Source organism: Streptomyces sp. GC420, from assembly GCF_009916105.1.
GTDB lineage: Bacteria > Actinomycetota > Actinomycetes > Streptomycetales > Streptomycetaceae > Streptomyces.
Map to the genome: position 1 here is coordinate 17,079 of NZ_JAAAXQ010000016.1, position 24,964 is coordinate 42,042.

General features: G+C 72.6%; 26 protein-coding genes. 11 read left to right on the forward strand and 15 right to left on the reverse strand.

The genetic code is table 11. The features are described 5' to 3' along the window. Positions 1–4 precede the first annotated feature (4 nt). Entirely contained in the window at positions 5–289 is a 285-nt protein-coding gene (locus tag GUY61_RS03675; RefSeq protein WP_166628575.1) for a GlsB/YeaQ/YmgE family stress response membrane protein, read from the reverse strand. Positions 290–499: 210 nt separating this feature from the next. On the opposite strand from GUY61_RS03675, the gene GUY61_RS03680 reads away from it, so the two are divergent. Together GUY61_RS03680 and GUY61_RS03685 are read left to right on the forward strand one after the other, a co-directional pair. Beyond that, on the forward strand, positions 500–886 hold the full coding sequence (locus tag GUY61_RS03680) for a DUF3099 domain-containing protein (protein ID WP_166628598.1): 387 nt from the start codon (positions 500–502) through the stop codon (positions 884–886). A 222-nt stretch (positions 887–1,108) separates the two neighbouring features. Next, positions 1,109–1,357 carry a hypothetical protein gene (locus tag GUY61_RS03685; RefSeq protein WP_166628576.1) on the forward strand — a complete coding sequence of 83 codons (249 nt, stop codon included), beginning with the start codon at positions 1,109–1,111 and terminating at the stop codon, positions 1,355–1,357. Between the two features lie 121 nt (positions 1,358–1,478). Here GUY61_RS03685 and moaA read toward each other — a convergent pair whose 3' ends face one another. From moaA to GUY61_RS39060, 3 genes are all read right to left on the reverse strand, one after another. Beyond that, positions 1,479–2,468, reverse strand: coding sequence for a GTP 3',8-cyclase MoaA (moaA, locus tag GUY61_RS03690; RefSeq protein WP_313896491.1), 990 nt, complete (start codon positions 2,466–2,468; stop codon positions 1,479–1,481). 185 nt (positions 2,469–2,653) lie between these two features. Continuing rightward, positions 2,654–4,234 (reverse strand): cation acetate symporter, encoded by a 1,581-nt coding sequence (locus tag GUY61_RS03695; RefSeq protein WP_208105523.1) that lies wholly within the window; start codon positions 4,232–4,234, stop codon positions 2,654–2,656. Positions 4,235–4,305: 71 nt separating this feature from the next. Continuing rightward, positions 4,306–4,683: a DUF485 domain-containing protein gene (locus GUY61_RS39060; RefSeq protein WP_166628578.1), complete on the reverse strand. Its 378-nt coding sequence runs from the start codon at positions 4,681–4,683 to the stop codon at positions 4,306–4,308. Positions 4,684–5,425: 742 nt separating this feature from the next. Between GUY61_RS39060 and GUY61_RS03705 the strand changes: the two genes are divergently transcribed. Both GUY61_RS03705 and GUY61_RS03710 read left to right on the forward strand, forming a co-directional pair. Beyond that, positions 5,426–6,958 (forward strand): S8 family serine peptidase, encoded by a 1,533-nt coding sequence (locus tag GUY61_RS03705; RefSeq protein ID WP_166628579.1) that lies wholly within the window; start codon positions 5,426–5,428, stop codon positions 6,956–6,958. Between the two features lie 218 nt (positions 6,959–7,176). Beyond that, a complete protein-coding gene (locus GUY61_RS03710; RefSeq protein WP_166628580.1) occupies positions 7,177–7,500 on the forward strand; it encodes a hypothetical protein in 324 nt (107 codons plus the stop codon). 355 nt (positions 7,501–7,855) lie between these two features. Here GUY61_RS03710 and GUY61_RS03715 read toward each other — a convergent pair whose 3' ends face one another. Together GUY61_RS03715 and GUY61_RS03720 are read right to left on the reverse strand one after the other, a co-directional pair. After that, entirely contained in the window at positions 7,856–8,560 is a 705-nt protein-coding gene (locus GUY61_RS03715; protein ID WP_313896493.1) for a lysoplasmalogenase, read from the reverse strand. Next, positions 8,557–9,459 carry a sterol desaturase family protein gene (locus GUY61_RS03720; protein WP_166628581.1) on the reverse strand — a complete coding sequence of 301 codons (903 nt, stop codon included), beginning with the start codon at positions 9,457–9,459 and terminating at the stop codon, positions 8,557–8,559. The genes GUY61_RS03715 and GUY61_RS03720 overlap by 4 nt, the downstream gene beginning before the upstream one ends. 188 nt (positions 9,460–9,647) lie before the next feature. On the opposite strand from GUY61_RS03720, the gene GUY61_RS03725 reads away from it, so the two are divergent. The 5 genes from GUY61_RS03725 (at position 9,648) to GUY61_RS03745 (ending at position 14,736) form a co-directional block, all read left to right on the forward strand. Next, positions 9,648–10,694, forward strand: coding sequence for a DEDDh family exonuclease (locus tag GUY61_RS03725; protein ID WP_166628582.1), 1,047 nt, complete (start codon positions 9,648–9,650; stop codon positions 10,692–10,694). A 64-nt stretch (positions 10,695–10,758) separates the two neighbouring features. Next, positions 10,759–10,992 (forward strand): hypothetical protein, encoded by a 234-nt coding sequence (locus GUY61_RS03730; RefSeq protein ID WP_166628583.1) that lies wholly within the window; start codon positions 10,759–10,761, stop codon positions 10,990–10,992. 91 nt (positions 10,993–11,083) lie between these two features. Beyond that, complete coding sequence (locus tag GUY61_RS03735; RefSeq protein ID WP_166628584.1) at positions 11,084–11,902, forward strand: SURF1 family protein; 819 nt, start codon at positions 11,084–11,086, stop codon at positions 11,900–11,902. A gap of 285 nt (positions 11,903–12,187) precedes the next feature. Then, a complete protein-coding gene (locus GUY61_RS03740) occupies positions 12,188–13,975 on the forward strand; it encodes a glycoside hydrolase family 15 protein (protein ID WP_166628585.1) in 1,788 nt (595 codons plus the stop codon). Between the two features lie 5 nt (positions 13,976–13,980). Next, a complete protein-coding gene (locus GUY61_RS03745; RefSeq protein WP_166628586.1) occupies positions 13,981–14,736 on the forward strand; it encodes an SDR family oxidoreductase in 756 nt (251 codons plus the stop codon). Between the two features lie 687 nt (positions 14,737–15,423). Here the strand turns inward: GUY61_RS03745 and amaP are convergent. The 5 genes from amaP to GUY61_RS03770 are packed head-to-tail and all read right to left on the reverse strand — an operon-like array spanning position 15,424 to position 17,729. Further along, a complete protein-coding gene (gene amaP / locus GUY61_RS03750) occupies positions 15,424–16,011 on the reverse strand; it encodes an alkaline shock response membrane anchor protein AmaP (protein WP_166628587.1) in 588 nt (195 codons plus the stop codon). Between the two features lie 9 nt (positions 16,012–16,020). Further along, positions 16,021–16,710 (reverse strand): DUF6286 domain-containing protein, encoded by a 690-nt coding sequence (locus GUY61_RS03755; protein ID WP_166628588.1) that lies wholly within the window; start codon positions 16,708–16,710, stop codon positions 16,021–16,023. Then, positions 16,707–17,060 (reverse strand): Asp23/Gls24 family envelope stress response protein, encoded by a 354-nt coding sequence (locus GUY61_RS03760; RefSeq protein WP_166628589.1) that lies wholly within the window; start codon positions 17,058–17,060, stop codon positions 16,707–16,709. The genes GUY61_RS03755 and GUY61_RS03760 overlap by 4 nt, the downstream gene beginning before the upstream one ends. Before the next feature lie 6 nt (positions 17,061–17,066). Then, positions 17,067–17,252, reverse strand: a complete 186-nt coding sequence (locus tag GUY61_RS03765; protein WP_166628590.1) for a hypothetical protein — start codon at positions 17,250–17,252, stop codon at positions 17,067–17,069. A 27-nt stretch (positions 17,253–17,279) separates the two neighbouring features. Continuing rightward, the gene (locus GUY61_RS03770; protein WP_166628591.1) at positions 17,280–17,729 is read right to left on the reverse strand and encodes an Asp23/Gls24 family envelope stress response protein; all 450 of its coding nucleotides are present in this window, start codon (positions 17,727–17,729) and stop codon (positions 17,280–17,282) included. A 147-nt stretch (positions 17,730–17,876) separates the two neighbouring features. Here GUY61_RS03770 and GUY61_RS03775 point away from each other — a divergent pair, with 147 nt between their 5' ends. After that, a complete protein-coding gene (locus tag GUY61_RS03775; protein ID WP_313896494.1) occupies positions 17,877–18,803 on the forward strand; it encodes a hypothetical protein in 927 nt (308 codons plus the stop codon). A 161-nt stretch (positions 18,804–18,964) separates the two neighbouring features. On the opposite strand, the gene GUY61_RS03780 is transcribed toward GUY61_RS03775, so the two are convergent. The 3 genes from GUY61_RS03780 to GUY61_RS03790 form a co-directional block, all read right to left on the reverse strand. Next, positions 18,965–19,756: an enoyl-CoA hydratase/isomerase family protein gene (locus GUY61_RS03780; protein ID WP_166628593.1), complete on the reverse strand. Its 792-nt coding sequence runs from the start codon at positions 19,754–19,756 to the stop codon at positions 18,965–18,967. 174 nt (positions 19,757–19,930) lie between these two features. Beyond that, positions 19,931–20,152, reverse strand: coding sequence for a helix-turn-helix domain-containing protein (locus GUY61_RS03785; protein ID WP_006123601.1), 222 nt, complete (start codon positions 20,150–20,152; stop codon positions 19,931–19,933). A gap of 631 nt (positions 20,153–20,783) precedes the next feature. Continuing rightward, on the reverse strand, positions 20,784–22,382 hold the full coding sequence (locus tag GUY61_RS03790) for an ABC-F family ATP-binding cassette domain-containing protein (protein WP_166628594.1): 1,599 nt from the start codon (positions 22,380–22,382) through the stop codon (positions 20,784–20,786). Between the two features lie 266 nt (positions 22,383–22,648). On the opposite strand from GUY61_RS03790, the gene GUY61_RS03795 reads away from it, so the two are divergent. After that, on the forward strand, positions 22,649–23,053 hold the full coding sequence (locus GUY61_RS03795; RefSeq protein WP_166628595.1) for a VOC family protein: 405 nt from the start codon (positions 22,649–22,651) through the stop codon (positions 23,051–23,053). Positions 23,054–23,184: 131 nt separating this feature from the next. Here the strand turns inward: GUY61_RS03795 and GUY61_RS03800 are convergent, their stop codons facing one another. Next, complete coding sequence (locus GUY61_RS03800; protein WP_313896495.1) at positions 23,185–24,612, reverse strand: hypothetical protein; 1,428 nt, start codon at positions 24,610–24,612, stop codon at positions 23,185–23,187. Positions 24,613–24,964: the final 352 nt, after the last annotated feature.

Consider the following 24,964-nt stretch of genomic DNA (forward strand, 5'->3'; position numbering starts at 1 on the left):
CGGTTCAGACCCGTTCGCGGCCCCTGCCCCGGCCCCGCATGGAGACCCACACCCGGTCGCCCAGCGCGACGAGCACGATGGCCGCGGCGAGTTGGAAGATGTGCCTGCCCCAGTCGATGCCGCTGGTCTCCTCGATGCCCAGGGCGGCGGCGATGGCATTGCCCGCGACGGCGCCCAGGATGCCCAGGATCGTCGTCAGCCACAGCGGGATGGCCTGCTTGCCGGGGATGATCGCCTTCGCGATCAGACCGAGCACAAAGCCCACGATGATCGCCCACAACCAGCTCATGTCGTCTCCTCGCGCGGCGTCGTGTGCGCTGGTGCCAGTCTGTGTCCATAACGCCTACGTCGCACGTCGGGCGGCGGTGTACGCGATGCGACGTGCCCGGTACGTAGCGGATCGGGGTGCCCCGGTCTCGTCGGCGGCGCAGCCTGGGCGTACCGTGAAAAGGTCCAGGACCGGGGGTGGGCCGGTGTTTCAGTGAGGTGGTGGAACGTGATGCGGAAGCAGGGCAAGGCACAGGTCTTCCGGATCACGGGGGCTCGGCAGGGGCTCGCCGAGGATGTGCGCAGACGGCAGCGTCGCTATGTGATCTCGATGTCGGTCCGGACGGTGTCGGTCGTGCTGGCGGCGGTGCTGTGGGGCGTCGAACGCCATGTGGCGATCGTGGCGCTGGTGCTGGGCGCGGTCCTTCCCTACGTCGCCGTGGTGATCGCCAACGGGGGACGGGAGAACGCGCCCTCGCTGCCCTCCACGTTCGTGTCCGTGCCGACGCCGCCCGTGATCGAACCGCCCTCCGCGGCCGCGCACGACGGGCCTGCGGAATCCGCGGCGGAATCCGGACCGCGGGAGCGGGCGCAGGATCGGGAGCGGGAGCACCGCTGACCGGGGCCGCTCGGGGCCGGCCGTCGAAGCTCAGGAAAAGCTCAGATCAATCATGTGGTTCCGGTGCACCGCGCAGGGTCGCGCGTGACATACTTCCTACGCGCTCCGCATCCCCCGTCGGAGCGACGGACCGACGCCGGGCAGCTCCCCCCGTGGCTGCTCGGCGTCGCCGTGCGAGGGGTGCCGCCGGTGCCTGCCGGGCGGGCGGGTTAGGGTCGGGGCGTGATTGTGCCGCTCGACTCCCCGACCTCGCCGATCTGTTCCGCGAAGGGCTGCCGCGCCGCCGCCGTGCACGTGCTGGCGTGGAACAACCCGAAACTGCACACGCCGGAGCGCCGCAAGACCTGGCTGGCCTGCGAGGAGCACCGCGAGCACCTGTCGCAGTTCCTGGCCGTACGGGGCTTCCTGAAGGACGTCGTGCCGCTGAGCGAGTGGGAGCGGCGGGAGCGGCAGGACGGCCCGGAGGGCTGACAGCGTCGTGGAGGGCGCCGCGCGGGCTCTTGTTCCCGGGGCGGTGGGCCCGAGGGCGAGAGTCTCGGGATACCGGGCTCGTAGGGCGCACGCGGGGCCCGGAGGGGCCGGGGCGGCGCAGTCAGCCGCCGATCGCGGACATCGGACGCTCGGGCTGCGCGAAGCCGGGGTCGTCGAGCCCGGAGCCGGCCTTCTTGCCCCACATCGCCAGCCGCCAGATCCGGGCGATCTCCTCGTCCGGGGCGCCGGAGCGCAGAGCGGCGCGGAGGTCGGTCTCCTCGGTGGCGAACAGGCAGGTGCGGATCTGCCCGTCGGCGGTCAGCCGGGTGCGGTCGCAGGCGCGGCAGAACGGCCGGGTGACGGAGGCGATGACGCCCACGCGGTGCGGTCCGCCGTCCACGATCCAGCGCTCGGCTGGGGCCGAGCCGCGCTTCTCCTCGCCCTCGGGGGTCAGCTCGAAGCGGGTGCGCAGGGAGACCAGGATGTCGCCGGCGGTGATCATGCCGTCGCGCTTCCAGCCGTGCTGGGCGTCGAGGGGCATCTGCTCGATGAACCGGATCTCGTAGTCGTTCTCGACGGCCCAGGCGAGCAGGTCGGGGGCCTCGTCCTCGTTCAGCCCCGGCATCAGCACGGCGTTGACCTTGACCGGGCTGAGACCGGCGGCGCGGGCGGCCCGCAGGCCCTCGATGACGTCGTGGTGCCGGTCGCGGCGGGTGAGCCGCTTGAAGACGTCGGGGCGCAGGGTGTCGAGTGAGACGTTGACCCGGTCGAGGCCGGCGGCCTTGAGTGCGGGGGCGGTGCGCCGCAGGCCGATGCCGTTGGTGGTCAGGGACATCGTGGGCCGCGGCTCGAGGCCGGCGCACTGCTCCACGATCCCGACGAGACCCGGGCGCAGCAGCGGCTCGCCGCCCGTGAAGCGGACCTCGGTGATGCCCAGATCGGTGACGGCGATACGGATCAGCCGGACGATTTCCTCGTCCGTCAGGAGATCGGGCTTGGCCAGCCACTGCAGGCCTTCTTCCGGCATGCAGTACGTGCACCGCAGGTTGCACCGGTCGGTGAGTGAGACACGCAGGTCGGTGGCCACCCGGCCGAAGGTGTCGATGAGCACGCGGGGCCCCCTCGCCCGTCGGATCCATGTACGTGCTGTCGAGCCTACGGGATGGCACTGACACGGCGCGCAGGTCGTCGGCGGGGAGGAGGGCACGGAAAACGGCCCGGCCGCGCCGCAGAGCCCCTGTGGGGGCTCACGGCGCGGCCGGGCCGGGATGTGGACCGGAGCGCGTGACCTGGGGGTCAGTGCTGGACGGCCCCGGCCACTCCGGTGCCGGTGAGGGACTTGACCTCGAGTTCGGCGTACTTGGCGACGTCCGGCTCCTCCTTGCTGAACTTGGAGCCGAGGTAGCCGAGCAGGAAGCCGAGCGGGATGGAGATCAGGCCCGGGTTGCTCAGCGGGAACCAGTGGAAGTCGGCCTCGGGGAACATCGAGGTGGGAGCGCCGGAGACGACCGGCGAGAACAGCACCAGGCCCACGGAGACGCTCAGACCGCCGTAGATCGACCACAGCGCGCCCTGGGTGGTGAACCTCTTCCAGAAGAGGCTGTAGAGGATGGTCGGCAGGTTGGCCGACGCCGCGACGGCGAAGGCCAGGGCGACCAGGCCGGCCACGTTGAGGTTGCGGGCGAAGATGCCGAGGAAGATGGCGACCGCACCGATTCCGACGGTGGCCCAGCGGGCGGCGCGGACCTCCTCCTTCTCGGTGGCCTTCCCCTTGCGGATGACGTTCATGTAGATGTCGTGCGCGAAGGAGGAGGACGAGGCCAGGGTCAGACCGGCGACCACCGCGAGGATGGTGGCGAAGGCGACCGCGGAGATGATCGCGAGCAGCGCCGCGCCACCGGCGGAGTCGGCTCCGCCGCCGACCTCCTGGGCGAGCAGCGGTGCCGCGGTGTTGCCCGCCGCGTTCGAGGAGATGATCTCGTCCGGGGAGAGCAGTGCCGCCGCGCCGAAGCCGAGCGCGATGGTCATCAGGTAGAAGCCGCCGATGATGGCGATGGCCCAGTTCACCGAGCGGCGCGCGGCCTGCGCGGTGGGCACGGTGTAGAAGCGGATCAGGATGTGCGGCAGACCGGCGGTGCCCAGGACCAGGGCGATGCCGAGGGAGATGAAGTCGATCTTCGAGGTACCCGTGGCGCCGTACTTCAGACCGGGCTCCAGGAAGGCGGCTCCCTTGCCGCTGTTCTCGGCGGCCTGGCCGAGCAGGTCGGAGATGTTGAAGTTGAACTTCAGCAGCACCAGGAAGGTGATCAGCAGGGTGCCCGCGATGAGGAGCACGGCCTTGACCATCTGGACCCAGGTGGTGCCCTTCATGCCGCCGACGGAGACGTAGACGATCATGAGGATGCCGACTCCGGCGACCACGGCGATCTGGCCGGCGTCGCCGGTGATGCCGAGGAGCAGGGAGACCAGGACGCCCGCGCCCGCCATCTGCGCCAGCAGGTAGAAGATCGACACCACGATGGTGGAGGTGCCCGCGGCGGTGCGGATGGGCCGCTGGCGCATCCGGTACGCGAGGACGTCACCCATCGTGAACCGGCCGGAGTTCCGCAGCGGCTCGGCGACCAGCAGCAGCGCCACCAGCCAGGCCACGAGGAAGCCGATCGAGTACAGGAAGCCGTCGTAGCCGTAGAGGGCGATGGCGCCCGCGATGCCCAGGAAGGACGCGGCGGACATGTAGTCGCCGGAGATGGCGAGGCCGTTCTGGAAACCGGAGAAGGAGCCGCCGCCCGCGTAGAAGTCGGAGGCGTTCTTGGTCTGCTTGCCGGCCCAGATGGTGATGCCCAGGGTGGCGAGGACGAACGCCCCGAAGAGCGTCATGATCAGCGGACGGTGCTCGCTCGCACCGGCTGCCGCGAGGCTCGCGTCGGCGGCGAGCTGAAGGGTCTGGCTCACTTGCCGGCCTCCGGGTACTCAAGACGGTTCTTGATCGCCTCGGACTTGGGGTCGAGCTTCTTCGCGGCGTGGTCCGAGTACAGCCAGGCGATGAGGAAGGTGGTGGCGAACTGGGCGAGCCCGAAGACCATGGCGACGTTGATGTTGCCGAAGAGCTTGGTGCCCATGATGTCGCCGGCGTAGTTCGACATCAGCACGTAGAGCAGGTACCAGAGGCTGAAGGCGACCGTCAGGGGGAAGGCGAACGATCGGTACGTGCGGCGCAGATCCGCGAACTCCGGGCTCTGCTGTTCCTCCAAGAAGTCCTCGGGCGTGGGCTGCACGGGGCGGACGTCCGTCCTGGTGCCGGGCGGCGGCGATGAAGCGGTGGCCACGGACTCTCCTTGCGGGGTGCGAGGGGAAGATGACAGTTGACACAAGGCAAATGCTGTGCAGCAGCTGCCGGGGCGGAGGCGCCGCGTCCCGGCGGCCGTCCTCCTTCTGACAACGGCACGGCCCCCGGCGGGGAACGGTTCATCCCGGACCGGAAGTCGATTCGAGGACGACCGGGTGCGTTCGGATTCCGTCGCGGTGGAGCCGGACACACGGGGGCCGTGAAGCCGGACACGCATGGGCTGTGACGGACACCGCAGCTCAGGGCGGGTCTCCCGGCGGTTGCGGACGGGCGCCCGCGATGGACCCGCCTCTCCGGCGATGCGGCCTGCCTGCCGGTCCGCGGCCGCTTCACGACCGCTTCACGGCCGGTTCGCGACCGGTTCGTGGCCGCTTCGTGGCCGGTTCGTGGCCGCCCGAGTCGTCGGCGGTGCGGAAAACGGCTGTTCGGGGACCGCCCGCCGCCGCGGTACGGCACGGCCCTGGGCGAACCGGGTGTGGTCGCCGTCCACGCCCCGGCGGCCGGTGACCCGTCGCACCGCGGCCCCGGTGGCCGGAAACGGCCGCCTCCGGCGCGGCGAGCCCGTTCGAGAAACGCCGGTCTGACATCTCTTCAGCGGAGTGTTCGAAATTTGTTCCGGAACTCATTGAAGTGCCGGGATGATCAGCGATAGCTTCCTTCGTCATGTACCTGTCCGCGCGTAGACCGCGCGCGGGCGGATTCACTGACGATGTGGAGTACCCATGGCTCATCTCCGCTCCAGACACCGGCGCGCCGCCCTCGCGGTGCCGCTCGGTCTGGCGCTGACCGCGTCACTCGGGTTCCTGCCGAGTGCCGCGTCCGCCGCCACGCAGGACACCCCTGCCGCGGTGACCACGGACGGCCCCAACCTCAGCTACGTGGTGAACACCAAGGCCGACCGGCGCACCATCGCCTCGGTCAAGAAGTCCATAGCCAAGGCCGGCGGCACCGTCGTCACCACGCACGAGAAGATCGGCGTCATCGTCGTCCACTCGACGAACCCCGGCTTCGCGCAGCAGATCCGCCAGGTGAAGGGCGTGCAGACCGCGGGCGCGACCCGCACCGCCCCGCTCCAGGCCGCCGGCACGACGGAGGTCGGCACGCCCGACTACGTCTCGGCCGCCGAGGCCGCTGCCGCTGCCGAGGACGCCGCGGAGGGCGCCGAGCCGCTCGAGGCCGACCAGTGGGACCTGCGGGCGATCGGCGCCGACAAGGCCGCCGGGATCAACCCGGGCAGCAAGAAGGTCACCGTCGCCGTGATCGACACCGGCGTCGACGACACCCACCCGGACATCGCGCCCAACTTCTCCGCGAGCCAGTCCGCGAACTGCGTGGGCGGCGTCGCCGACACCAGCGAGGGCGCCTGGCGTCCGTACACGAGCGACGACTACCACGGCACGCATGTCGCGGGTGAGATCGCCGCCGCGCGCAACGGCGTCGGCGTGGCCGGTGTGGCGCCGGGCGTGCAGGTCGCCTCCATCAAGGTGAGCGAGCCGGACACCAGCCTCTTCTTCCCCGAGGCCGTCGTCTGCGCCTTCGTCTTCGCCGCCGACCACGGCATCGAGATCACCAACAACAGCTACTACATCGACCCGTGGCTGTACAACTGCCTGGACGACCCGGACCAGCGGGCCATCGTCGACGCGGTCAACCGGGCGTCGCTGTACGCCCAGAAGAAGGGCACGCTGCACCTGGCGTCGGCCGGCAACTCCAACGACGACCTGGCGTCCGACGCGATCGTGGACGACAGCAGCCCGGACGACACCACTCCGGTGGAGCGCACCATCGACCCGTCCAAGTGCTGGGACATCCCGACCCAGCTGCCGGGCGTCGTCACGGTCACCGCGACCGGTGTGCAGAACCTCAAGTCGTACTACTCCAGCTACGGCCTCGGTGTCGCCGACATCGCCGCGCCCGGCGGAGACAAGTACCAGATTCCGGACACCCCGTCGAAGAACGGGCGGATTCTGTCCACCATGCCGAACAACGGCTACGCGTACCTGCAGGGCACCTCGATGGCCAGCCCGCACGCCGCAGGTGTCGCCGCGCTGCTGAAGTCCGTCCACCCGAAGGCGAGCCCGCGCCAGCTGCAGGCCATGCTCAAGGCGCAGGCGGACAACCCGGGCTGCCCGACCGGTCTTTACGACCCCGACGGCAACGGTGTCGCCGACTCCACCTGTGAGGGCGGCGAGTCGTACAACGGCTTCTACGGCCACGGCATCGTCGACGCACTCGACGCCGTGACGGAGGACTGAGCCGACCGCTCAACCGCTGTGACCACGCCGGGCCGGGGACTTCCCCGGCCCGGCGCCTGGCGTTCACGCCCCGGCACGCAGCCGCAGCCGCACCGGTACGGCACCGCCCAGGTACCGGGCAGCCGCACCCGCACAACCGGTTCCGGCACCACGGGCACCGGGATGGAGAACCGATGACCTGAGCGCCTCGCACGGTCCCGTCCCGCCGCGTCCTCGCCGTGCCCGCGGGCACGGCCCTCGCCTCCGCCCTCGCGCTGATGCCCGGCACGGCGGACGCGCGCCGGGCCGGCGGCGCGGCGGCGGCTCCCGCGGCGGCGGACACGGACTCCCCCACACTCAGCCACGTCGTCAACGTGCTTCCGGGAAGCGGCGATCCGGTATGCGTCCAGAGGGCCGTCGCCAGGGCGGGCGGCGCCGTCGTCCACGCGTACGACCGGACCGGCGTCATCGTCGTGCACTCCGCGAACCCGGACTTCGCCCGTATCGTCCGCACCGTGCGCGGCGTCACTTCCGCGGGCGTCACCAGGAACGCCCCGCTGTGACACGACGGACGGCGCCTGGCGTCCCGGCGCGAAATCACTCCGGTGGAACGGGGCACCGCACTCCGACGCCGTATCCGGCGTTCCGGATCGCACGACCACCGGAGCCCGAACAGCCCGGCACACCGCAAGCCCGCCGGCCGGCCATCACACGGCGAGCTCACCCACCCGACCTCGCGCCGCTCCCCTGCATGGGCGTGGCCGACGCGCCGGACGCGGTGACGAAGACGGAGTGAAGTGACGCCGGCGGCTGCGCACCGGGCGGCGCCCCGCCGCGGCCGTCGCGGCCGGGCCGTTCCGCCTACCCGGCGCTCTCCCGGCGTTTTCCCGGCGTTTTCCCGGCGGGGCGGCCCCTCGCTCAGACCGCGGTACGGGCCTCCCCGCGCGCCGTCCCTGCAGCGGCCCGGCGCTCCGGCGCCACCGCCCGGAGGATCCCCTTCGTCAGCAGGAACTGGGCGGCGAGATAGGTGCCCATGACCCACAGGTCCGCGAAGGGCGGCTGCGGCCACTGGGCCACACCGGTCGCGATGAGGGTGTCGGAGAGCAGGAACAGCGCCCCGCCCACGCCCGCGTGCAGGCCGAACCGGCCGGCGCGGAACGCCATGGCGGTGAGGAGCAGGCTGTACGCGGCGACGGGTGCCCGCATGCCGGCGGGCAGATCGTTCCACAGCAGGGCGAGGGTCACCGCGAGCGCGACCGCGTAGCCGCCGCCGAGCAGGACCGGCGTCCGGCCCTCGCCGCGGCGGCCGTGCCGGGCGGACAGCACCAGGTAGCAGACGTGTCCCGCCGCGAAGGATCCCATTCCGGCGAGGAAGGCCGCCTCGGCGTCGAAGAGCAGCAGCACGTCGCCGCCCCAGCCGCACAGCAGCGCCGCGAGCAGCAGCCGGGGCGCGCCGCGGCCGGCCGCGTACGCCAGCAGCAGCGGCATGAGGAGGGGTTTTGCGATCCGGTGCCCGGTCGACACGTCCGCGACGAGGGAGAGCAGGTCCGCGGCGACCGCGAGGACGAAGGCGGAGAGGAAGAGGCGGGTGATCCGCTCGCGGCTGATCCCGGCGCGCGTCACGCGGCGCGCTCCGCGGCGGTGGCGGACGCGGGGGCCGCCGGAGCGGTGTCCGCGGCGCCCGGCCCGGTGTCCTTCGGCTGCCAGCCGGGACCGCGCAGGACCCGGCCCGCGCGCTCGCGCCAGCTCGCGGCCGCCCGCAGGTCCCTGGCGATGGCCACGTACTCGTGGGTTGCGACGCGCAGCGGGTTGTAGGTGCTGATGTTCTTCGTCAGCCCGTAGACGGGCCGCTCGGTCTCGGGCGTGAACGAGCCGAAGAGACGGTCCCAGACGATGAGGATCCCGCCGAAGTTGCGGTCCAGGTAGCCGCCCTGCGAGGCGTGGTGCACCCGGTGGTGCGAGGGGGTGTTGAAGACGAACTCGACGGGGCGCGGCAGTGTGCCGATCCGTTCGGTGTGGATCCAGAACTGGTAGACGAGGCTGACCGAGGAGCAGAAGGCGACCGCGGCCGGGTGCACTCCGAGCGCGATCATCGGCACGTAGAACGGCCACGACGTCAGGCTCGTCCAGGGCTGGCGCAGGGCGGTGCTCAGGTTGAACTTCCGGCTGGAGTGGTGCACGACGTGGCAGGCCCACAGGATGCGGATGACGTGGTGTCCGCGGTGGCTCCAGTAGTAGAAGAAGTCCTGTGCGAGCAGCATCAGCGGGATCGTCCACCACAGGACCGGGACCCGGAACGGGGTGAACTCGTATATCGCGGCGTAAATCGCCACGATCGGTATTTTCCAGAAGGCGTCGAAGAGCAGACTCCCCAGTCCCATACCGATACTGGTCGCGGCATCCTTCGTCTCGTACCCCTCCGCGTCCTCGTCGGGATGGATGCGATAGCTCACGATCTCGACGACGGTGAGCAGGAGGAAGGCGGGTATGGACCACAGCACGACATCGGGCAGGTTCGGCATGGCGGCACGATAGGTCCGCCCGGCGGGCGCCCGCTAGATGTGGTTACCGCTGAGTATTCGTAAGCGTCGCCGAACACTCGCGGGGACTGGCAGGGATGACGCCGGGTGAACTCCCCGGCCGGTGGGCGCGTTCGGGCCGGCCGGTCCGGCGCACGGCGTGTCAGTCCGGGCCCGTATCCTCATGGACCATGCTCGAAGACCGTACGACCGCAGCCTCTTGGCCGGCCGCGTACCCACAGGGGTACGCGGTCGTCGACGTGGAGACCACCGGCCTCGCCCGTGACGACCGGATAGTGTCGGCTGCCGTCTACCGGCTCGACTCACAGGGCAATGTGGAGGACCACTGGTATTCGACGGTCAATCCGCAGCGTGATCCCGGGCCCGTGTGGATCCACGGCCTGACGAGCGCGATGCTCGCCGACGCGCCCCTGTTCCCGGACATCGCCGGGGAGCTGTCGGCGCGGCTCGACGGGCGGGTCCTCGTCGCGCACAACGCGGCCTTCGACTGGTCCATGCTGGCGCGGGAGTTCGCGCGCGCCCGGCTCACCGCTCCGGTCAGGCAGCGGCTGTGCACCATCGCGCTGGCGAAGGAGCTGGCGCTCCCGCTGCCGAACCACAAGCTGGAGTCGCTCGCCGCGCACTACGGCGTGGTGCAGGAGCGCGCGCACCACGCGCTCGACGACGCCCGGGTGCTCGCCGAGGCGTTCCGGCCGAGCCTGCACCGCGCGGCGCGGGACGGGCTGCGGCTGCCGCTGCTCGAGTGCCGCCCGCTGACGGAGTGGACCGAGTCCCCGGTCACCCCGAGGGCCGGCCACCGGCCGCCGTACGGGCACGGCAGCTGGCGCCCCTCCCGCAAGCGCCCGCCGTGCCCCTATCCGAACCCCGGGCGTTACGAAACGGGCAAACCGCTGATGCAGGGCATGCGCGTGGCGTTCTCCGGCGACACCTCGGTCGACCGCGAACTGCTGGAGGACCGGGCGGCCGAGGCCGGACTGCACATCGCGTCAGGCGTCTCCCGGCTCACCAGCCTCCTGGTCACCAACGACCCGGACTCGGGCACGTCGAAGACGGTCAAGGCGCGGTCCTTCGGTACGCCGATCGTCGACGAGGCGGCCTTCGCCCAGCTGCTCCGGGACGTGGCCCCGGCCGCCTCCCCGGTGCCCGCGCCCCGGACCGCGGCGGCCGGTGCGGGGGCGCGGACGGCAGCGGGGAGCACGGCGCAGACAAAGGAGTGAACCGGGCGCGACTCGCCCGGTGCCCGCTCGCCCGCCGCCGCCCTCGCGCCGCACTCTGTGGCGCATGGCACGTTGCGAGGTCTGCGGAAACGATTACGGCATGTCCTTCGAGGTGCACGCGCAGGGCGTCGTGCACGTCTTCGACTGTTTCGCCTGCGCCATCCATCGCATGGCACCCATCTGCGAGCACTGTCGCGTCCAGATCATCGGCCAGGGGGTCGAGGTCCAGGGCCACTGGTACTGCGGTGGGCACTGCGCCCGCGCCGAGGGGAGGACGGGCATCGTCGACAAGGTCTGACCGTGCGCGCACCCCGGTCTCCCCGTACTTCCCCGGCCCTCTGGCGGCACCCGCCGCGAGAGGGCCGTTCCGTTCCGGGTACCGTCGAGGGGTGTACCGCTTCCTGTTGTCCCGGCAGTGGGTGATCCTCACCCTCGTCTGCCTCGGCCTCATCCCCACCATGGTCGAGCTGGGGTTCTGGCAGTTCCACCGCCACGAGAACCGGGTGGAGCGCAACCAGCGGATCGCGGACGCCCTGACCGCCGACCCCGTGCCCGTCCAGCGGCTCACCTCCCCGGGTCACGAGGTGCCGGACGAGGACCGCTGGCACCCGGTGACCGCAACAGGCACCTTCGACGGCGAACACGAAGTGGTGGTGCGCCGCAGGACGGCCGCCGACGAGCAGACCATCGGCTTCTACGTCGTCACCCCGCTGGTCCTCAAGGACGGCGGCACCGTGCTCGTCAACCGCGGCTGGGTCGCGCCCGGCGCCGACCAGACCGCCTATCCGGACGTCCCGGCCGCGCCGAAGGGCGAGGTGACGGTCACCGGGCGGCTGATGCCGGACGAGACGACCGAGGCGAGCGGCATCAAGGACCTCGCCGGGCTGCCCGACCGCCAGGTCATGCTCATCAACAGCGAGCAGCGGGCGAAGGCCCTGGGCCGCGAAGTGCTCGGCGGGTACATCGAGCTGACCGCGCCCGAGCCCAGGGGCGGCAAGCCCGAGCCGGTCGCCGAGCCGGACCACGACAGCATCGGCACGCACATGGCGTACGCCGTGCAGTGGTGGCTGTTCGCGGCGGGCGTGCCGGTCGGCTGGGTGGTCCTGGTCAGACGGGAGCGCAGGGACCGGCTCGCCGAGGCCGCCAAGGACCGGGGCGACGGGCAGGCCGGCGCGCCCCGGTTGCCGGAGCCCGCCGCGGCGGACTGAGAACGCCGGGCGGCGCCGACGGCACACCGTCAGGCGCACACCGCAGCCAGCGCACCGTCAGGCAGCGCACCGTCAGCCGGGCCCGTCGGCGGCGTATCCCCCTTCCGAGTGACATACGTCCCCGCCTCCGGGGCGCGGGACTCCGGGCCGCCGGCGAGCAGTCCGACGCCCCAGAAGTGACCGAAAGCAGGCAGAAGCGGGCAGAATTGTGCGGACCCGCGGGTGACTCGCTGGACTGGCGGCGGAGCGCTTTTGTCACCGGTGAGCGGGGGAAGGCGGCTCTGCGTGGCGCTACGCATAGAGGACTACGCCCTCATCGGCGACCTTCAGACCTCCGCCCTGGTGGGCACCGACGGGTCCGTCGACTGGCTCTGTCTGCCCCGCTTCGACTCCGGGGCCTGCTTCGCCGCGCTCCTCGGCGACCACGAGAACGGGCACTGGCGGCTCGCCCCGGCGGACGCGGGACCGACCTGCACCTGCCGCTCCTACGTCGACGGCTCGCTCGTCCTGGAGACCTTCTGGGAGACCCCGTCCGGCGCCGTCAAGGTGACCGACTTCATGCCTCAGCGTGACCGCGCGCCCGATCTGATGCGGATCGTCGAGGGGATCTCCGGCAGCGTCGACATGGTCGGCGAACTGCGGCTGCGCTTCGACTACGGCCGGGTCGTGCCCTGGGTGAGGCGTGTCGACGGGCACCGGGTCGCCGTCGCCGGCCCCGACTCGATGTGGCTGCGCTCCGAGCCCGAGGTGAAGACGTACGGCAAGGGCCTCAGCACCTGTTCGGAGTTCACGGTCCGCAAGGGCGAGCGGGTCTCCTTCGTCCTGACCTGGCATCCCTCGCACGAGCCGCGCCCCCGGCAGGTGGACCCTGGCAAGGCGCTGGCGGGCAGCCTCGCGGACTGGCGGGAGTGGTCCGGCCGGTGCACGTACCGAGGGCCTCACCGGGACGCCGTACTGCGCTCGCTCATCACCCTCAAGGCACTGACCCACCAGCCTACCGGCGGCATCGTCGCCGCTCCCACCACCTCCCTGCCCGAGGGCATCGGAGGCGTCCGCAACTGGGACTACCGCTTCTGCTGGCTGCGCGACTCCACCCTGACGCTGGGCGCGCTGCTCAGCGCCGGCTACCAGAAGGAGGCCGTCGCCTGGCGGGACTGGCTGCTGCGCGCCGTCGCGGGCGATCCCGCCGACCTGCAGATCATGTACGGCCTCGGGGGCGAGCGCAGGATCCCCGAGACGGAGCTGCCCTGGCTCGCCGGGTTCGAGGACTCGGTCCCGGTGCGCATCGGCAACGCCGCCGTCGATCAGCTGCAGCTCGATGTGTACGGCGAGGTCATCGACAGCCTCCATGTCGCCCGCGCCGCGGGAATGCCCACCAAGAAGCACGCCTGGTCGCTCCAGCAGGCCCTGCTCGACTTCCTGGAGTCGAACTGGCGCCGGCCGGACCAGGGCCTGTGGGAGGTGCGCGGACCGCGCCGGCACTTCGTGCACTCCAAGGTGATGGCCTGGGTGGCCGCCGACCGTGCCGTGCGGCTGCTGGAATCGGGTGCCGAGCATTCGGGCGACCTCGACGCGTGGCGCAGGATGCGCGACGAGGTGCACCGGGAGGTCTGCGAGAAGGGCTACGACGCCGAGCGGGGCACCTTCACCCAGTACTACGGCTCCGCCGAACTGGATGCCGCGACACTGCTGATCCCCCGCTTCGGCTTCCTGCCCGCCGACGACCCCAGGGTCGTCGGTACGGTCGACGCGGTCCGGCGGGACCTGGGCCACCACGGTCTCGTACGCCGTTACAGCACCGACGGTGTGACGGTGGACGGCCTGCCCGGCAGTGAAGGAACCTTCCTGGCCTGCTCCTTCTGGCTGGCGGACGCGCTGCACCGCATCGGCCGCGAGCGGGCGGCGCACGAGCTGTTCGAGCGGCTGCTGGCCCTGCGCAACGACGTGGGCCTGCTCGCGGAGGAGTACGACCCGGTGTCCGGCCGCCAGCTCGGCAATTTCCCCCAGGCGTTCAGCCACATCGGGCTGATCGGCACCGCCCTCGCCCTCGGCGGGGAGGAGACGGCAGGATAGGGGCTATGGATCTTGGACTGAAGGACCGTGTGTACGTGGTGACCGGGGCGAGCCGCGGGCTCGGCTTCGCATCCGCGCGTGAACTGGTCGCGGACGGGGCGAAGGTCGTCGTCTCCGGCCGCGACGAGAAGTCGGTCGCGGACGCGGCCGCGGAGCTGGGCGAGGGCGCGGTCGGCGTGGTCGCCGACAACGCCGACCCCGCCTCGGCCGGGCGGCTGATCGCCGCCGCCCGCGAGCACTTCGGCCGTTTCGACGGTGTGCTCGTCAGCGTCGGCGGCCCGGCGCCCGGCTTCGCCGCGGACAACACGGACGAGCAGTGGCAGGCCGCGTTCGAGTCGGTGTTCCTGGGAGCCGTGCGGCTGGCCAGGGCCGCGGCGGCCGAGCTGGGAGAGGGCGGGGCCATCGCCTTCGTCCTGTCCGGGTCCGTGTACGAGCCGATCCCCGGCCTCACCATCTCCAACGGGCTCCGCCCGGGGCTCGCGGGGTTCGCCAAGTCGCTGGCCGACGAGGTGGGACCGCGTGGCATCCGCGTGGTGGGCGTGCTGCCCGGCCGGATCTACACCGACCGGATGAAGCAGCTCGACGAGCTGTCCGGCGACCCGGACGCGACGCGCGCGGCCAACGAGTCCCGCATCCCGCTGCGCCGCTACGGCACCCCGGCGGAGTTCGGCCGCACCGCGGCCTTCCTCCTCTCGCCCGCGGCGTCGTACATCACCGGAGTGATGCTCTCGGTGGACGGCGGCGCGCGGCACGGCTTCTGACCCACGGAAGCCGTGAGCGACCCGTCCCCCGCGGCGGCAGGCCCCCGGCTCGACCGCCCGGCCGGGGGATCGTCCTCCCGTACGCCCCACGGGCCGTGCCGCCCCTGGCTCCCCCGGCCGGGCGGTCAGGAACCTGCAACCGGTCGGCTGCCCCGCACCCGCCACGCCCCGGCCGGGCCGGGCGGCCGATGGAAAGCAACGACGGCCGGACGCGCCCAGGGACGCACCCCGCACCCGGCCGGGGCGGGCCGGTCACAGGGTGGGGCAGCCCGGCGCACCCACGGACGGCACCGGCGCACCCGCCCCGGGCACACACCCGGGCCGAAGGCCCCGCAGGGCCGGGCCCGGAACCACAGCCCCGCACGGAACCGGCGACCGACAGCCATACGGCCGGACCCCGGCCCGGGCAGGCGGGCCGACCGCAGGATGCGGCACCGCTTCCACGGACGACACAAACACACCCGCCCCGGGCACACACCCGGGCCGAAGGCCCGGCAGCAGCAGGCCCCGGCGGGGGCACGTCGGCACCGGCGCCACTGGCCGAAGGGGCGAGGTCGGAGAGGCGCCGCCGTGCCGTGGCATGCGCCCGGACGCTGGGCATCGGCCGGGGTAGGACACCAACCGGGTCGGCGGTCCGGTACCGCCGCAGGTGTCCCGGCCCGGGGGCGGGACCGGCGCCGGGAGACGTCAGAGCACGCGGCGGGCGCGGTGACGGGCCTCGCGGAGGCGGACCTCGGCGGGCAGGGCAGCGAGGCCGGCCGAGTCGCGGGCGTGGGCCAGCGCGTGGTCCGTGAGCTCCCGCAGGGTCGCGGCGGGGCGGGCGTACGGTTCCAGGACGAGCCCGGCCCCGACCCGGGGGGCCGTACGGCGCCCGGTGAGCCTCGCCGTCGCCGACCGCACCCCTTCCATGTCCCCCAGCTCCCGCGTGAGCGCCCCCTCCAGCGCCTTGCCCCGCAGCCGCGCGCCCTCTCCGTCGCCGGAATCCACCAGCACCTCGCCGAGCCGGTGCCTCCGGAACTGCGCGAGGAGCCACCACAGGGCGAGGAGCACGAGCAGCGCCAGGACGGAGATGACGGCGGGCCACCACCAGCCCTCGTCGCGCCACCTGCCCCGGTCCTCGTCGGCGAGCAGCACGTCCCCGTGCCCGTCGAAGGGCCACCACGACGGCACGTCCGCACCTGCCCCGGCGGCCAGGACCGCCCCGCCGAGCAGGACGAGGACGAGACCGGCGAGACCGGTCAGCAGCCGGTTGCACACTTTGAGCCGCCTGTTCACGCCGCCTCCCTATCCCTTCCGGTTCGCCCGGCGGACGCGTACGGACAGGCCGGGCTCCCTGGCGAGTCCGAGGTCCGGCAGCGCGTCCGCGAACACCGCGTCAAGATCGGCGTGTACGTCGTCCGGGTCGCGGAAGTGGGACAGAGCCCGCACCTTCACCTTGCGCCGGCCGACGACGACCCGCACGGAGCGTACGCCGGGGACTTCCATGGCACGGTCGCGCAGCATCAGCTCGGCGGCGGCCCGCGCCAGGGCGGCCCGGACGTCGGAACGGTTGCGCCGCATCGGCAGCAGGCCGCGCAAGCCCGGTGTGACGGCAAGGACCAGCAGCCAGATGCCGAGCGCCGTGGCCACCGAGGCGCCCGCCAGCACCCAGACGTCGTCCAGCGGCCGCGTGGCGAGTTCGTCGGTGAGACTGCGGCGCAGGCGCGTCGCGGACCGACCGGCCCGTACCGAGACGATGTCGTACAGCAGCAGGCCCGCGCCCGCCAGGACGACCGCGGCGACCAGCGCGGCGGGGACCCGGCGCTCCGACCAGAAGCGGCGCTCGCGCCGGTCCTTCACCTCGTCCCCCGGGGCGGGGGTGGGGGGACCGGAGGAAGCGGACCGGTCGAGTCCCTCCTGCGGCTCTCCCGGACCGGGCGGGGATTCGACGACGGGGAGTTTCCGTGTGCCGCCTTCGGGCGGGGTGTCGCTCATCGGACTCTCCCACGCGCGCCGACGGAAAGCGCCGAGTGCAGCCGTTCCACGCGTACGGAGACACCTGGCACCCGCATCCCGGCCAGCGTCTCCACCCGCTCGGTGACGCGGCGGCGGACATCGGCGCACTGGCGGCCGATGTCGGAGGGGTAGCCGAGTTCCACGGTCACGCCGACCCTGGCGATGTCCCGGTGCACGTCGACGGTGGCGTGCGGAGCGTTGCCGTCATCGGGCAGGCCGTGCAGCGCCTCGCGGGCGGCCTGCGCGGCGATCTTCGCGACGACCCGGTCGGCGATGCGGAGCCCGCCCCGCTTCCCGGGCTCCACCTGCTGCTCCGCGTCGGACGGCACCCGGGCTCACCGCCGCCGGCTGTCGCGCGAGCGGAAGAAGTCTCCGGGCTCCAGGTCGCCCTCCAGCAACCTGCCCGCCACGAATCCGACGGCGCCGAGCGCCGCTACCAGCAGAAACGCGCCGAAGCCGCCGAAGTATCCGGCGAATCCGAGCCCCATGCCGGCCAGCAGTCCGATTACGGCCATGCTCATCGTGTGCTCCTCGCGTGCTGCTGAGGGTTAATGGAGCCTCGGTTCCGACTCGTCCTCTTCGCCGGGCAGCTTCACGTCGGTGACCGCGATGTTGACCTCGACGACCTCGAGTTCGGTCATGCGCTCGACGGCCGAGATGATGTTCTCGCGCACGTCACGTGCGACTTCGGCGATCGCGACGCCGTAGACGACGACGATCTCCAGATCGATCGCCGTCTGCACCTCGCCGACCTCGACCTTCACGCCCCGGCTCACGGAGGGCCGGCCGCCGGGGACGCGCTCGCGCATGGCGCCGAACGCACGTGAGGCGCCACTGCCCAGGTCGTGGACACCGTCCACATCGCGTGCCGCGAGCGCGGCGATCTTCTCGACGACGCCGTCGGCGATGGTTGTCTTGCCCCGGGTCGCCGGATCGCCGCCGCCACGCACGGTCTTCGCGGTGGGACCCGCTGCCTCGTTGACTGTTGTCTCGGTCATGATGCGCTTCTCTCTCCGGGTGGAGCTCCGGGCCACGTCGCCCACACTAAGTCCGCGTACCCGGTCTCGCCCCGGGGATGCGTCAAGCTGGGGGAACGTCCGGCGGAAGGAGTGATCACGGTGACTGCGGACCAATGGACCCGAGCCGTGAGACGACAACTGGGTCTGGGGCGGCTGCTGCCCCTGGGCGGACCGTCGGACGGCGCCTGGATCGCGGAGAGCGCGGCGAGGGCGGTGCTGAGGGACGCCGCACGTGCCGTTCCGGGAACCCGGCTCGGTGCTCTGCGGCTCTCCCTCCCCCCCGGCGCCACCGTGTCCGCACCCGTCGTGAACGCACCGCCGAGCGGCCTTCCTCCGGCCCCGCTCCTGCTGACCGCCGACTTCGCGGCGACGGCGGAGCGCCCCTTGCCGACGGCCGCGGCCGGCCTGCGGGCCGTTCTGGCGGAGGCGGCGGACACCCGGCTGGGGCTGGTGCTGGACGCGGTGGATCTGCGGGTGTCGGGGTTGCTGGACGTCGGGGAAGGGGGCGGGGCAGGTCCTGACGCGACCGCAGGCAGCGTCGGCGCAGGGTACGGAGAGACCCCTGCCGGCGGATCGCGGTCCGCGGCCCGGTCGTCGGACGGGAAACCGGTCGCGGCGGGAGGCCTCCCCGGCACGGAAGCCCTGGGAGACGGCCCCGGCACGGGAACAGCCGGAGCGGGCCCCGTCGGCGGCGCCTCCGGGGCCGCGCCCGCGACCGGCGGCGAGGGCGGCGGTGGGGCCGCCGACGGTACGGAGCCGGCGGCGCAGGCACGGGCCGCGGCCGCCGCCCAGGCGGTGCCGGGGGTGGCCGGGCTGACCGGGATGCTGCGCGGCCCCGGACGCTCCGTACTCGTCGAGGAACGGCCCGCACCCGGCGGCCCGGCGCTGCCTGCCACGCACATCCAGGTGGAGCTGGCCGTACGTGCCGGTCACCGCGCGCTCGACGTGGCTCTGGCGGTGCGGCGCGCGGTGGCCGCGTCCTTGAGCGGCCGTCCGGAGTCACCCGTGTCGGTGGCCGTCGTCGTCACGTCCGTCGAAGGCGTGGGTGAGTGAGCGAGCGGGCCCGTGCGGGTCACCCGCGGGCGGCGGTCGCCCGCGGGTGTCCCGCACGGGCCCGCCCCGCCCGTTCCGGAGCGTGCGGGCGCGGCGCAGGGACACCCCTCGGACGCCGTCGCCGGACACTGTCTCCCGGCCCGGGCGCGGCGGCGCGGCCGTCAGTCCGCGAGGCCCGCGAGGTCGCGGAGCCGGCGGCCCTGGGCCGCGCGCTCGGCGGCGCGCTGCTCGTCATACGTGCGGGACGCGGCCTCGCGCAGCAGCGCCTTGGTCTCGATGACGGCGTCCCGGGGAGCGGCGAGCAGGGCCGCGGCGAGATCCTGCGTGGCGGCGTCGAGTTCGGCGGCGGGCACCACAAGGTTGGCCAGGCCGGTGCGCCCGGCCTCCTCCGCGTGGACGAAGCGTCCGGTGGCGCAGATCTCCAGGGCACGCGCATAGCCCACGAGGCCCACCAGGGGGTGGGTGCCGGTGAGGTCGGGGACCAGGCCGAGGCTGGTCTCGCGCATGGCGAACTGCACGTCGTCGGCGACGACGCGCAGGTCACAGGCGAGGGCCAGTTGGAAGCCCGCGCCGATGGCGTGGCCCTGGACCGCCGCGATGGTGATGACGTCGTTGCGCCGCCACCACGTGAAGGCCTCCTGGTACTCGGCGATGAGCGCGTCGAGTTCCGCCTCGCCGCCGCGGGCCATGTCGAGGAACGACGGCTCGCCCTCGAAGCCCTCGGGAGTGAATGCCTGGCGGTCGAGCCCGGCGGAGAACGACTTGCCCTCCGCGCGCAGCACCACGACCCGGACGTCGCCGGGAAGCATCCGGCCGATTTCGGCCAGCGTCCGCCAGAAGGCGGGCGACTGCGCGTTGCGCTTGGCCGGATTGGCCAGTGTCACCGTGGCAATCGCGGCGTCGACGGTGAGCCGTACGCCGTCCTTCTCCAGGACATGGTCTGGCTTGGCCATGGGGGGCACCTCCGGTTCGGGTGTGTGTGCGGCGCGTGGCCGTACGCCCGTACGGCCTGCTGTCCCGTGCGTCCATCGGTGGACCGCAGGAGACAAGCTACTGCACAGTAACCACCCGGCCGACACAACGATCGACCGGGTGGCCACCCGAAGAGCCGGTAAGCCGCCCCAGTGTCAGGCCGAGGCCGCCTTCTTGCCCCGTGTCGCTCCGCCGCGCCCTCGCAGCGTCACGCCGGACTCGCTGAGCATCCGGTGCACGAAGCCGTAGGACCGGCCGGTCTCCTCGGCCAGTGCCCTGATGCTTGCGCCGGAGTCGTACTTCTTCTTCAGGTCTGCCGCGAGCTTGTCGCGCGCGGCGCCGGTCACCCGGCTGCCCTTCTTCAGAGTCTCGGCCACCCGTGCCTCCTCATGGGAAGTGCGCTCTGGACTCTCATGATCACCCCTTCCGAGCTTCCTGGCCACCCATTCGGCAAGGTCGATGGTCAACCTTTTTCGGCCTCGGCGGCCTTCGAAGCATCCGGAGTTCCCGGTTCCAGCAAAATGTTGCGCTTGCCACATATCGACGGCGAGACGAAAAGCGCAGGTCAGAAAGGTGCGGACGACCGCGGCGGTGCCGCCTCCGCGGACCGGGAGGCTTCGGGGCGGTCCCGGCGCGCGATGGCGAGCGACGCGCCGGGGTACGAGAGCTCATCACTCAGATGACGGATCACCCCTGAGCCGAATGATCCATAGGAAGTGGATCACGCCCTTACCGGCCCGGGAAGCCGTGCCGGAGGCCCTCCCGGAAGGCCGGAAACGCGGTGGACGCAACGGCGAGGTCCCGCTCCGGGCGGGACGGACCGCGGGGACGGGGAACCGCCCGCGACAGCGACGAGGCCGGGCCCGGAGAGGGCCCGGCCTCGGAGCGGGACCGGGGTGAGACCGTGAGGGCGGACGCGACGGCGGCCACGGGCGAAGGCAACCGCCGTGCGGCCACGGGCGGAACAACCGCCGTGCGGGCTCGGGCGAAGGCGACCGCCCGGCGGGCTCAGGCGAGGGCGACCAGGTCCGCGTAGCCCGCGCCCCACAGGTCCTCGACGCCGTCGGGAAGCAGGATGATCCGCTCCGGCTGGAGCGCGTCCACCGCGCCCTCGTCGTGGGTGACCAGGACCACCGCGCCCTTGTACGTGCGCAGCGCGCCCAGGATCTCCTCGCGGCTGGCCGGGTCGAGGTTGTTGGTGGGCTCGTCGAGGAGCAGGACGTTCGCGGAGGAGACCACCAGCGTCGCCAGCGCCAGGCGGGTCTTCTCTCCGCCGGAGAGCACCCCGGCCGGCTTGTCGACGTCGTCACCGGAGAACAGGAACGAGCCCAGCACCTTCCGGACCTCGACGAGGTCGAGGTCGGGCGCGGCGGAGCGCATGTTCTCCAGCACCGTGCGGTCCGGGTCGAGCGTCTCGTGTTCCTGCGCGTAGTACCCGAGTTTCAGGCCGTGCCCGGGTGTGACCTGGCCGGTGTCGGGCTTCTCGACGCCCGCGAGCAGCCGCAGCAGGGTCGTCTTGCCGGCGCCGTTGAGGCCGAGGATGACGACGCGGGAGCCCTTGTCGATGGCCAGGTCGACGTCGGTGAAGATCTCCAGTGAGCCGTACGACTTCGACAGGCCGTCCGCCATCAGCGGCGTGCGGCCGCAGGGCGCGGGCTCCGGGAAGCGCAGCTTGGCGACCTTGTCGGACTGGCGGACGTCCTCGAGACCGGAGAGGAGCTTCTCCGCACGGCGGGCCATGTTCTGCGCCGCGACGGTCTTGGTGGCCTTGGCGCGCATCTTGTCGGCCTGGGCGTTGAGGGCCGCGGCCTTCTTCTCGGCGTTCTGCCGCTCCCGCTTGCGGCGCTTCTCGTCGGCCTCGCGCTGCTGCTGGTACAGCTTCCAGCCCATGTTGTAGACGTCGATCTGCGAGCGGTTGGCGTCCAGGTAGAACACCTTGTTGACGACGGTCTCGACGAGGTCGACGTCGTGGGAGATGACGATGAAGCCGCCGCGGTACGACCTGAGGTAGTCGCGCAGCCAGACGATCGAGTCGGCGTCGAGGTGGTTGGTCGGCTCGTCGAGCAGCAGCGTGTCGGCGTCCGAGAACAGGATCCTGGCCAGTTCGATACGGCGCCGCTGACCGCCGGAGAGCGTGTGCAGCGGCTGGCCGAGCACCCGGTCGGGCAGGCCCAGGGCGGCGGCGATCGTGGCGGCCTCGGCCTCGGCGGCGTACCCGCCCTTGGTGAGGAACTCGGTCTCCTGGCGCTCGTACTGCCGCAGTGCCTTCTCGCGCGTGGCGCCCAGCCCGTTCGCGATGCGCTGTTCGTTGTCGCGCATCTTGCGGATCAGAACGTCGAGGCCCCGGGCGGAGAGGATGCGGTCGCGGGCCAGCGTGTCGAGGTCGCCGGTACGCGGGTCCTGCGGGAGGTACCCCACCTGACCGCTGCGGGCGACGGTTCCCGCGGCGGGCATGCCCTCGCCCGCGAGCACCTTGGTGAGGGTGGTCTTGCCGGCACCGTTGCGGCCGACGAGGCCGATGCGGTCGCCCTTGGCGACGCGGAAGGTGGCGGACTCGATGAGGACACGGGCGCCGGCGCGCAGTTCGATGCCGGATGCGGTGATCACGGAAAAACTCCAGGGCAGGTGGACGGCGGCAGGGACGGGCGGATGCGTTCTTGCGCCGTCTAATGCACGAGGAGATCTGCCATGGGGTTAATTCTAACGGCCGTGTGCAACTGCTTTTTCTGCTCGCGTCCGTCCGGCACGTCGCGGCGGCGGCCGACCGGGGCCGCCGTCAGGGCCGCTTGCCGGGGCCGTTGTCGGTGGCGGCTGCGAGACTGAGACACAGCTCACATCATGGGCAGGAGCGAGAGCGAGGAGGAGTGATCCACATGGCAGACGCTCCGAGCATCTGTCCGGCGCTGGTGTACGAGGACGCCGGAGCCGCGATCAGGATGCTGACCGACGCCTTCGGATTCACCCGGAACGCCGTGTACGAGGGCGAGCAGGGGCAGGTCGTGCACGCCGAACTGTCCTACGGCAACGGCATGGTGATGCTGGGCAGCAAGGGCATGGGCGGGGAGTACGACAAGCTGATGGCCGGCGCGGGGCCCAGCGGGGTGTTCGTGCATGTCGACGACGTGGACGCGCACCACCGCCGCGCGGCCGAGTACGGCGTGGAGATCGTCATGCCGCCCACGGACCAGGACTACGGCTCCCGTGACTACATGGCTCGGGACCACGAGGGCAACATCTGGAGCTTCGGCACCTACGCGCCGCCGGTACCGGGCGGGTAGACGGACCTTCCGGCGGCCGGTGCGGGGCGACGGGGCTCGACGGGGCATCCTGTGGCTCTCCCGGAGGGCTCGTGGCTCCCGTGGCGCTGCGGGGGTTCCGCCGGCCCCGGGCGGCCGCCCGGGGCCGGCGGTCAGACGCCTCCGGTGTGCACCTGGAACGCCGCCCGGCGCACGGCCTTGGAGAGTGCCGGGTCCGGGTGCGCGGCGGCCAGCGCCACCAGCACCTGCACGGTGCGCGGATGACCGACGACCCTGACCTCCTCGATCAGTGCGGGGACCGTCCCCTGGACCGCGGACTCCAGGTGACGGACCAGCAGTTCGGTCTCGCCGTGGTCGGCGACGGCGGCCGCGGTGTCCACCCAGAGCCAGGTGGCCTCCTCGCGGGTGAGCGCCTCGTGCGCGTCCTCCGCGTCGGCGCCCTCGTACTCCGCGAGCCACAGCAGGGCGTAGGGGCGCAGCGAGGGCTCGGCGGCGGCTGCCCTGACCTCGGGCTCGGCGGGGGCGCCCACGACGCGCAGCGCCTCGAAGGCCAGGCCGCGCAGCAGGGCGTCCTCGCCGCGGGCGGCGTCGAGGAGTTCGGTGACGGCGCTGCCGACGGGCCGGGCGGCCAGCCAGGCACGGTACTCCGCGCGCGCCGGTCCGGGCGTGAGTCCGGCACAGCCGCGCAGCATGTCCTCGGCGGACTGCTCGATGTTGCCGGCGGGACTCTGCGCGGCCACGCAGATCTGCTCCAGCTTGACCCAGACCGCCCAGCTGCCGAGCGGGGTGAGGGTGGCCGACTCCTCGTCGAGGGTCAGCGCGCCGACGGAGGCGAAACCCTCGAGGGCCCAGCGCAGGAGTCTGTCCAGGGGCACGCCCTCCGGCCGGGGCGGTGCGGGCGCGGGGGCCTGTGCGGGCAACTGCGCGGGGATCCGCGCCGACTCGGGTCCGTAGGGGACCTCGCAGCGCTCCTCGCGCAGTTCGGCGACGCGCTGCTCCAGCAGGTCGAGCAGGGCCGGGATGAGGACGGGGCCGGCGGAGAGCTGGAGCAGGGAGAGGACCTGGGGGACGGCTTCGACGACTTCGGCGACGGCTCCGGAGGCGAGCGCCTCCGGGGCGGGGTGCACCAGCGACCATGCGTCGAACAGCGCCACCCAGCCGCGCAGCACGGCGCTGTCGTCGCGGTCCCAGGCGCGCAGACGCCAGCCGGGGCGCGCGGTGTCCCCGTGCAGTTCGACCAGTCCGGCGAGCCGCGCACGGTCCCAGCCGGCCAGCACCTGGCGCGGTGTCAGGCCCAGGGTCTCGGCGGCGCGTTCCGCGGTCCCGGTGGAGAGCGTGACGCCGTGTCCGGGCCGCAGGGTGGCTCCCCGGGCGCACTCGGCGTCGGCCCAGCGGGCGACCCGCACGGCGTCGGCCAGGAGGGCCCGGGCGTGGCGGGCCAGTTCGGCCGCGGGCGGAGTGCCCTCGGGTGGCTTGGGAGCGGGTCGCGTGCGGCGGTTCGTCACGGCCCTTCGGGCGGTGGCGAGTGGTCGCGGGCGGACAACACGGAGCCTGGAGTCGCGCGGGGTACGAGACGTCACGGGAGCAGTCTCTCCGGTGACGGCCCGAAAGCCCAATCGGAACCCGGATACCCGATCCGCACGCGCGCCGGCGAGTGCTCGTTCACGGCATCCGGCCCGGTCGCGGGGCCGCTCCGGCGCCCCCGCCCGCTCCGCCGCGCCGGCACCGCGAAGACCCGGAGCGCCACCGCCCCGCCCGCCGGGTCTCGCCGCGGTGTTCCGCACGGTCTCGGCCGCGGCGGTCCGCGGGTGCGGTACGCGCCACGGCGCACCTGGCGCCGCCCGGGCGGAGGGAGGTCCCGGCGTGGGCGCCCGGCGGGCGCCGCGGAGTCGCCCGCATGCCGGCGCGGCCCCGGCGGGGGCGGTCGCACGA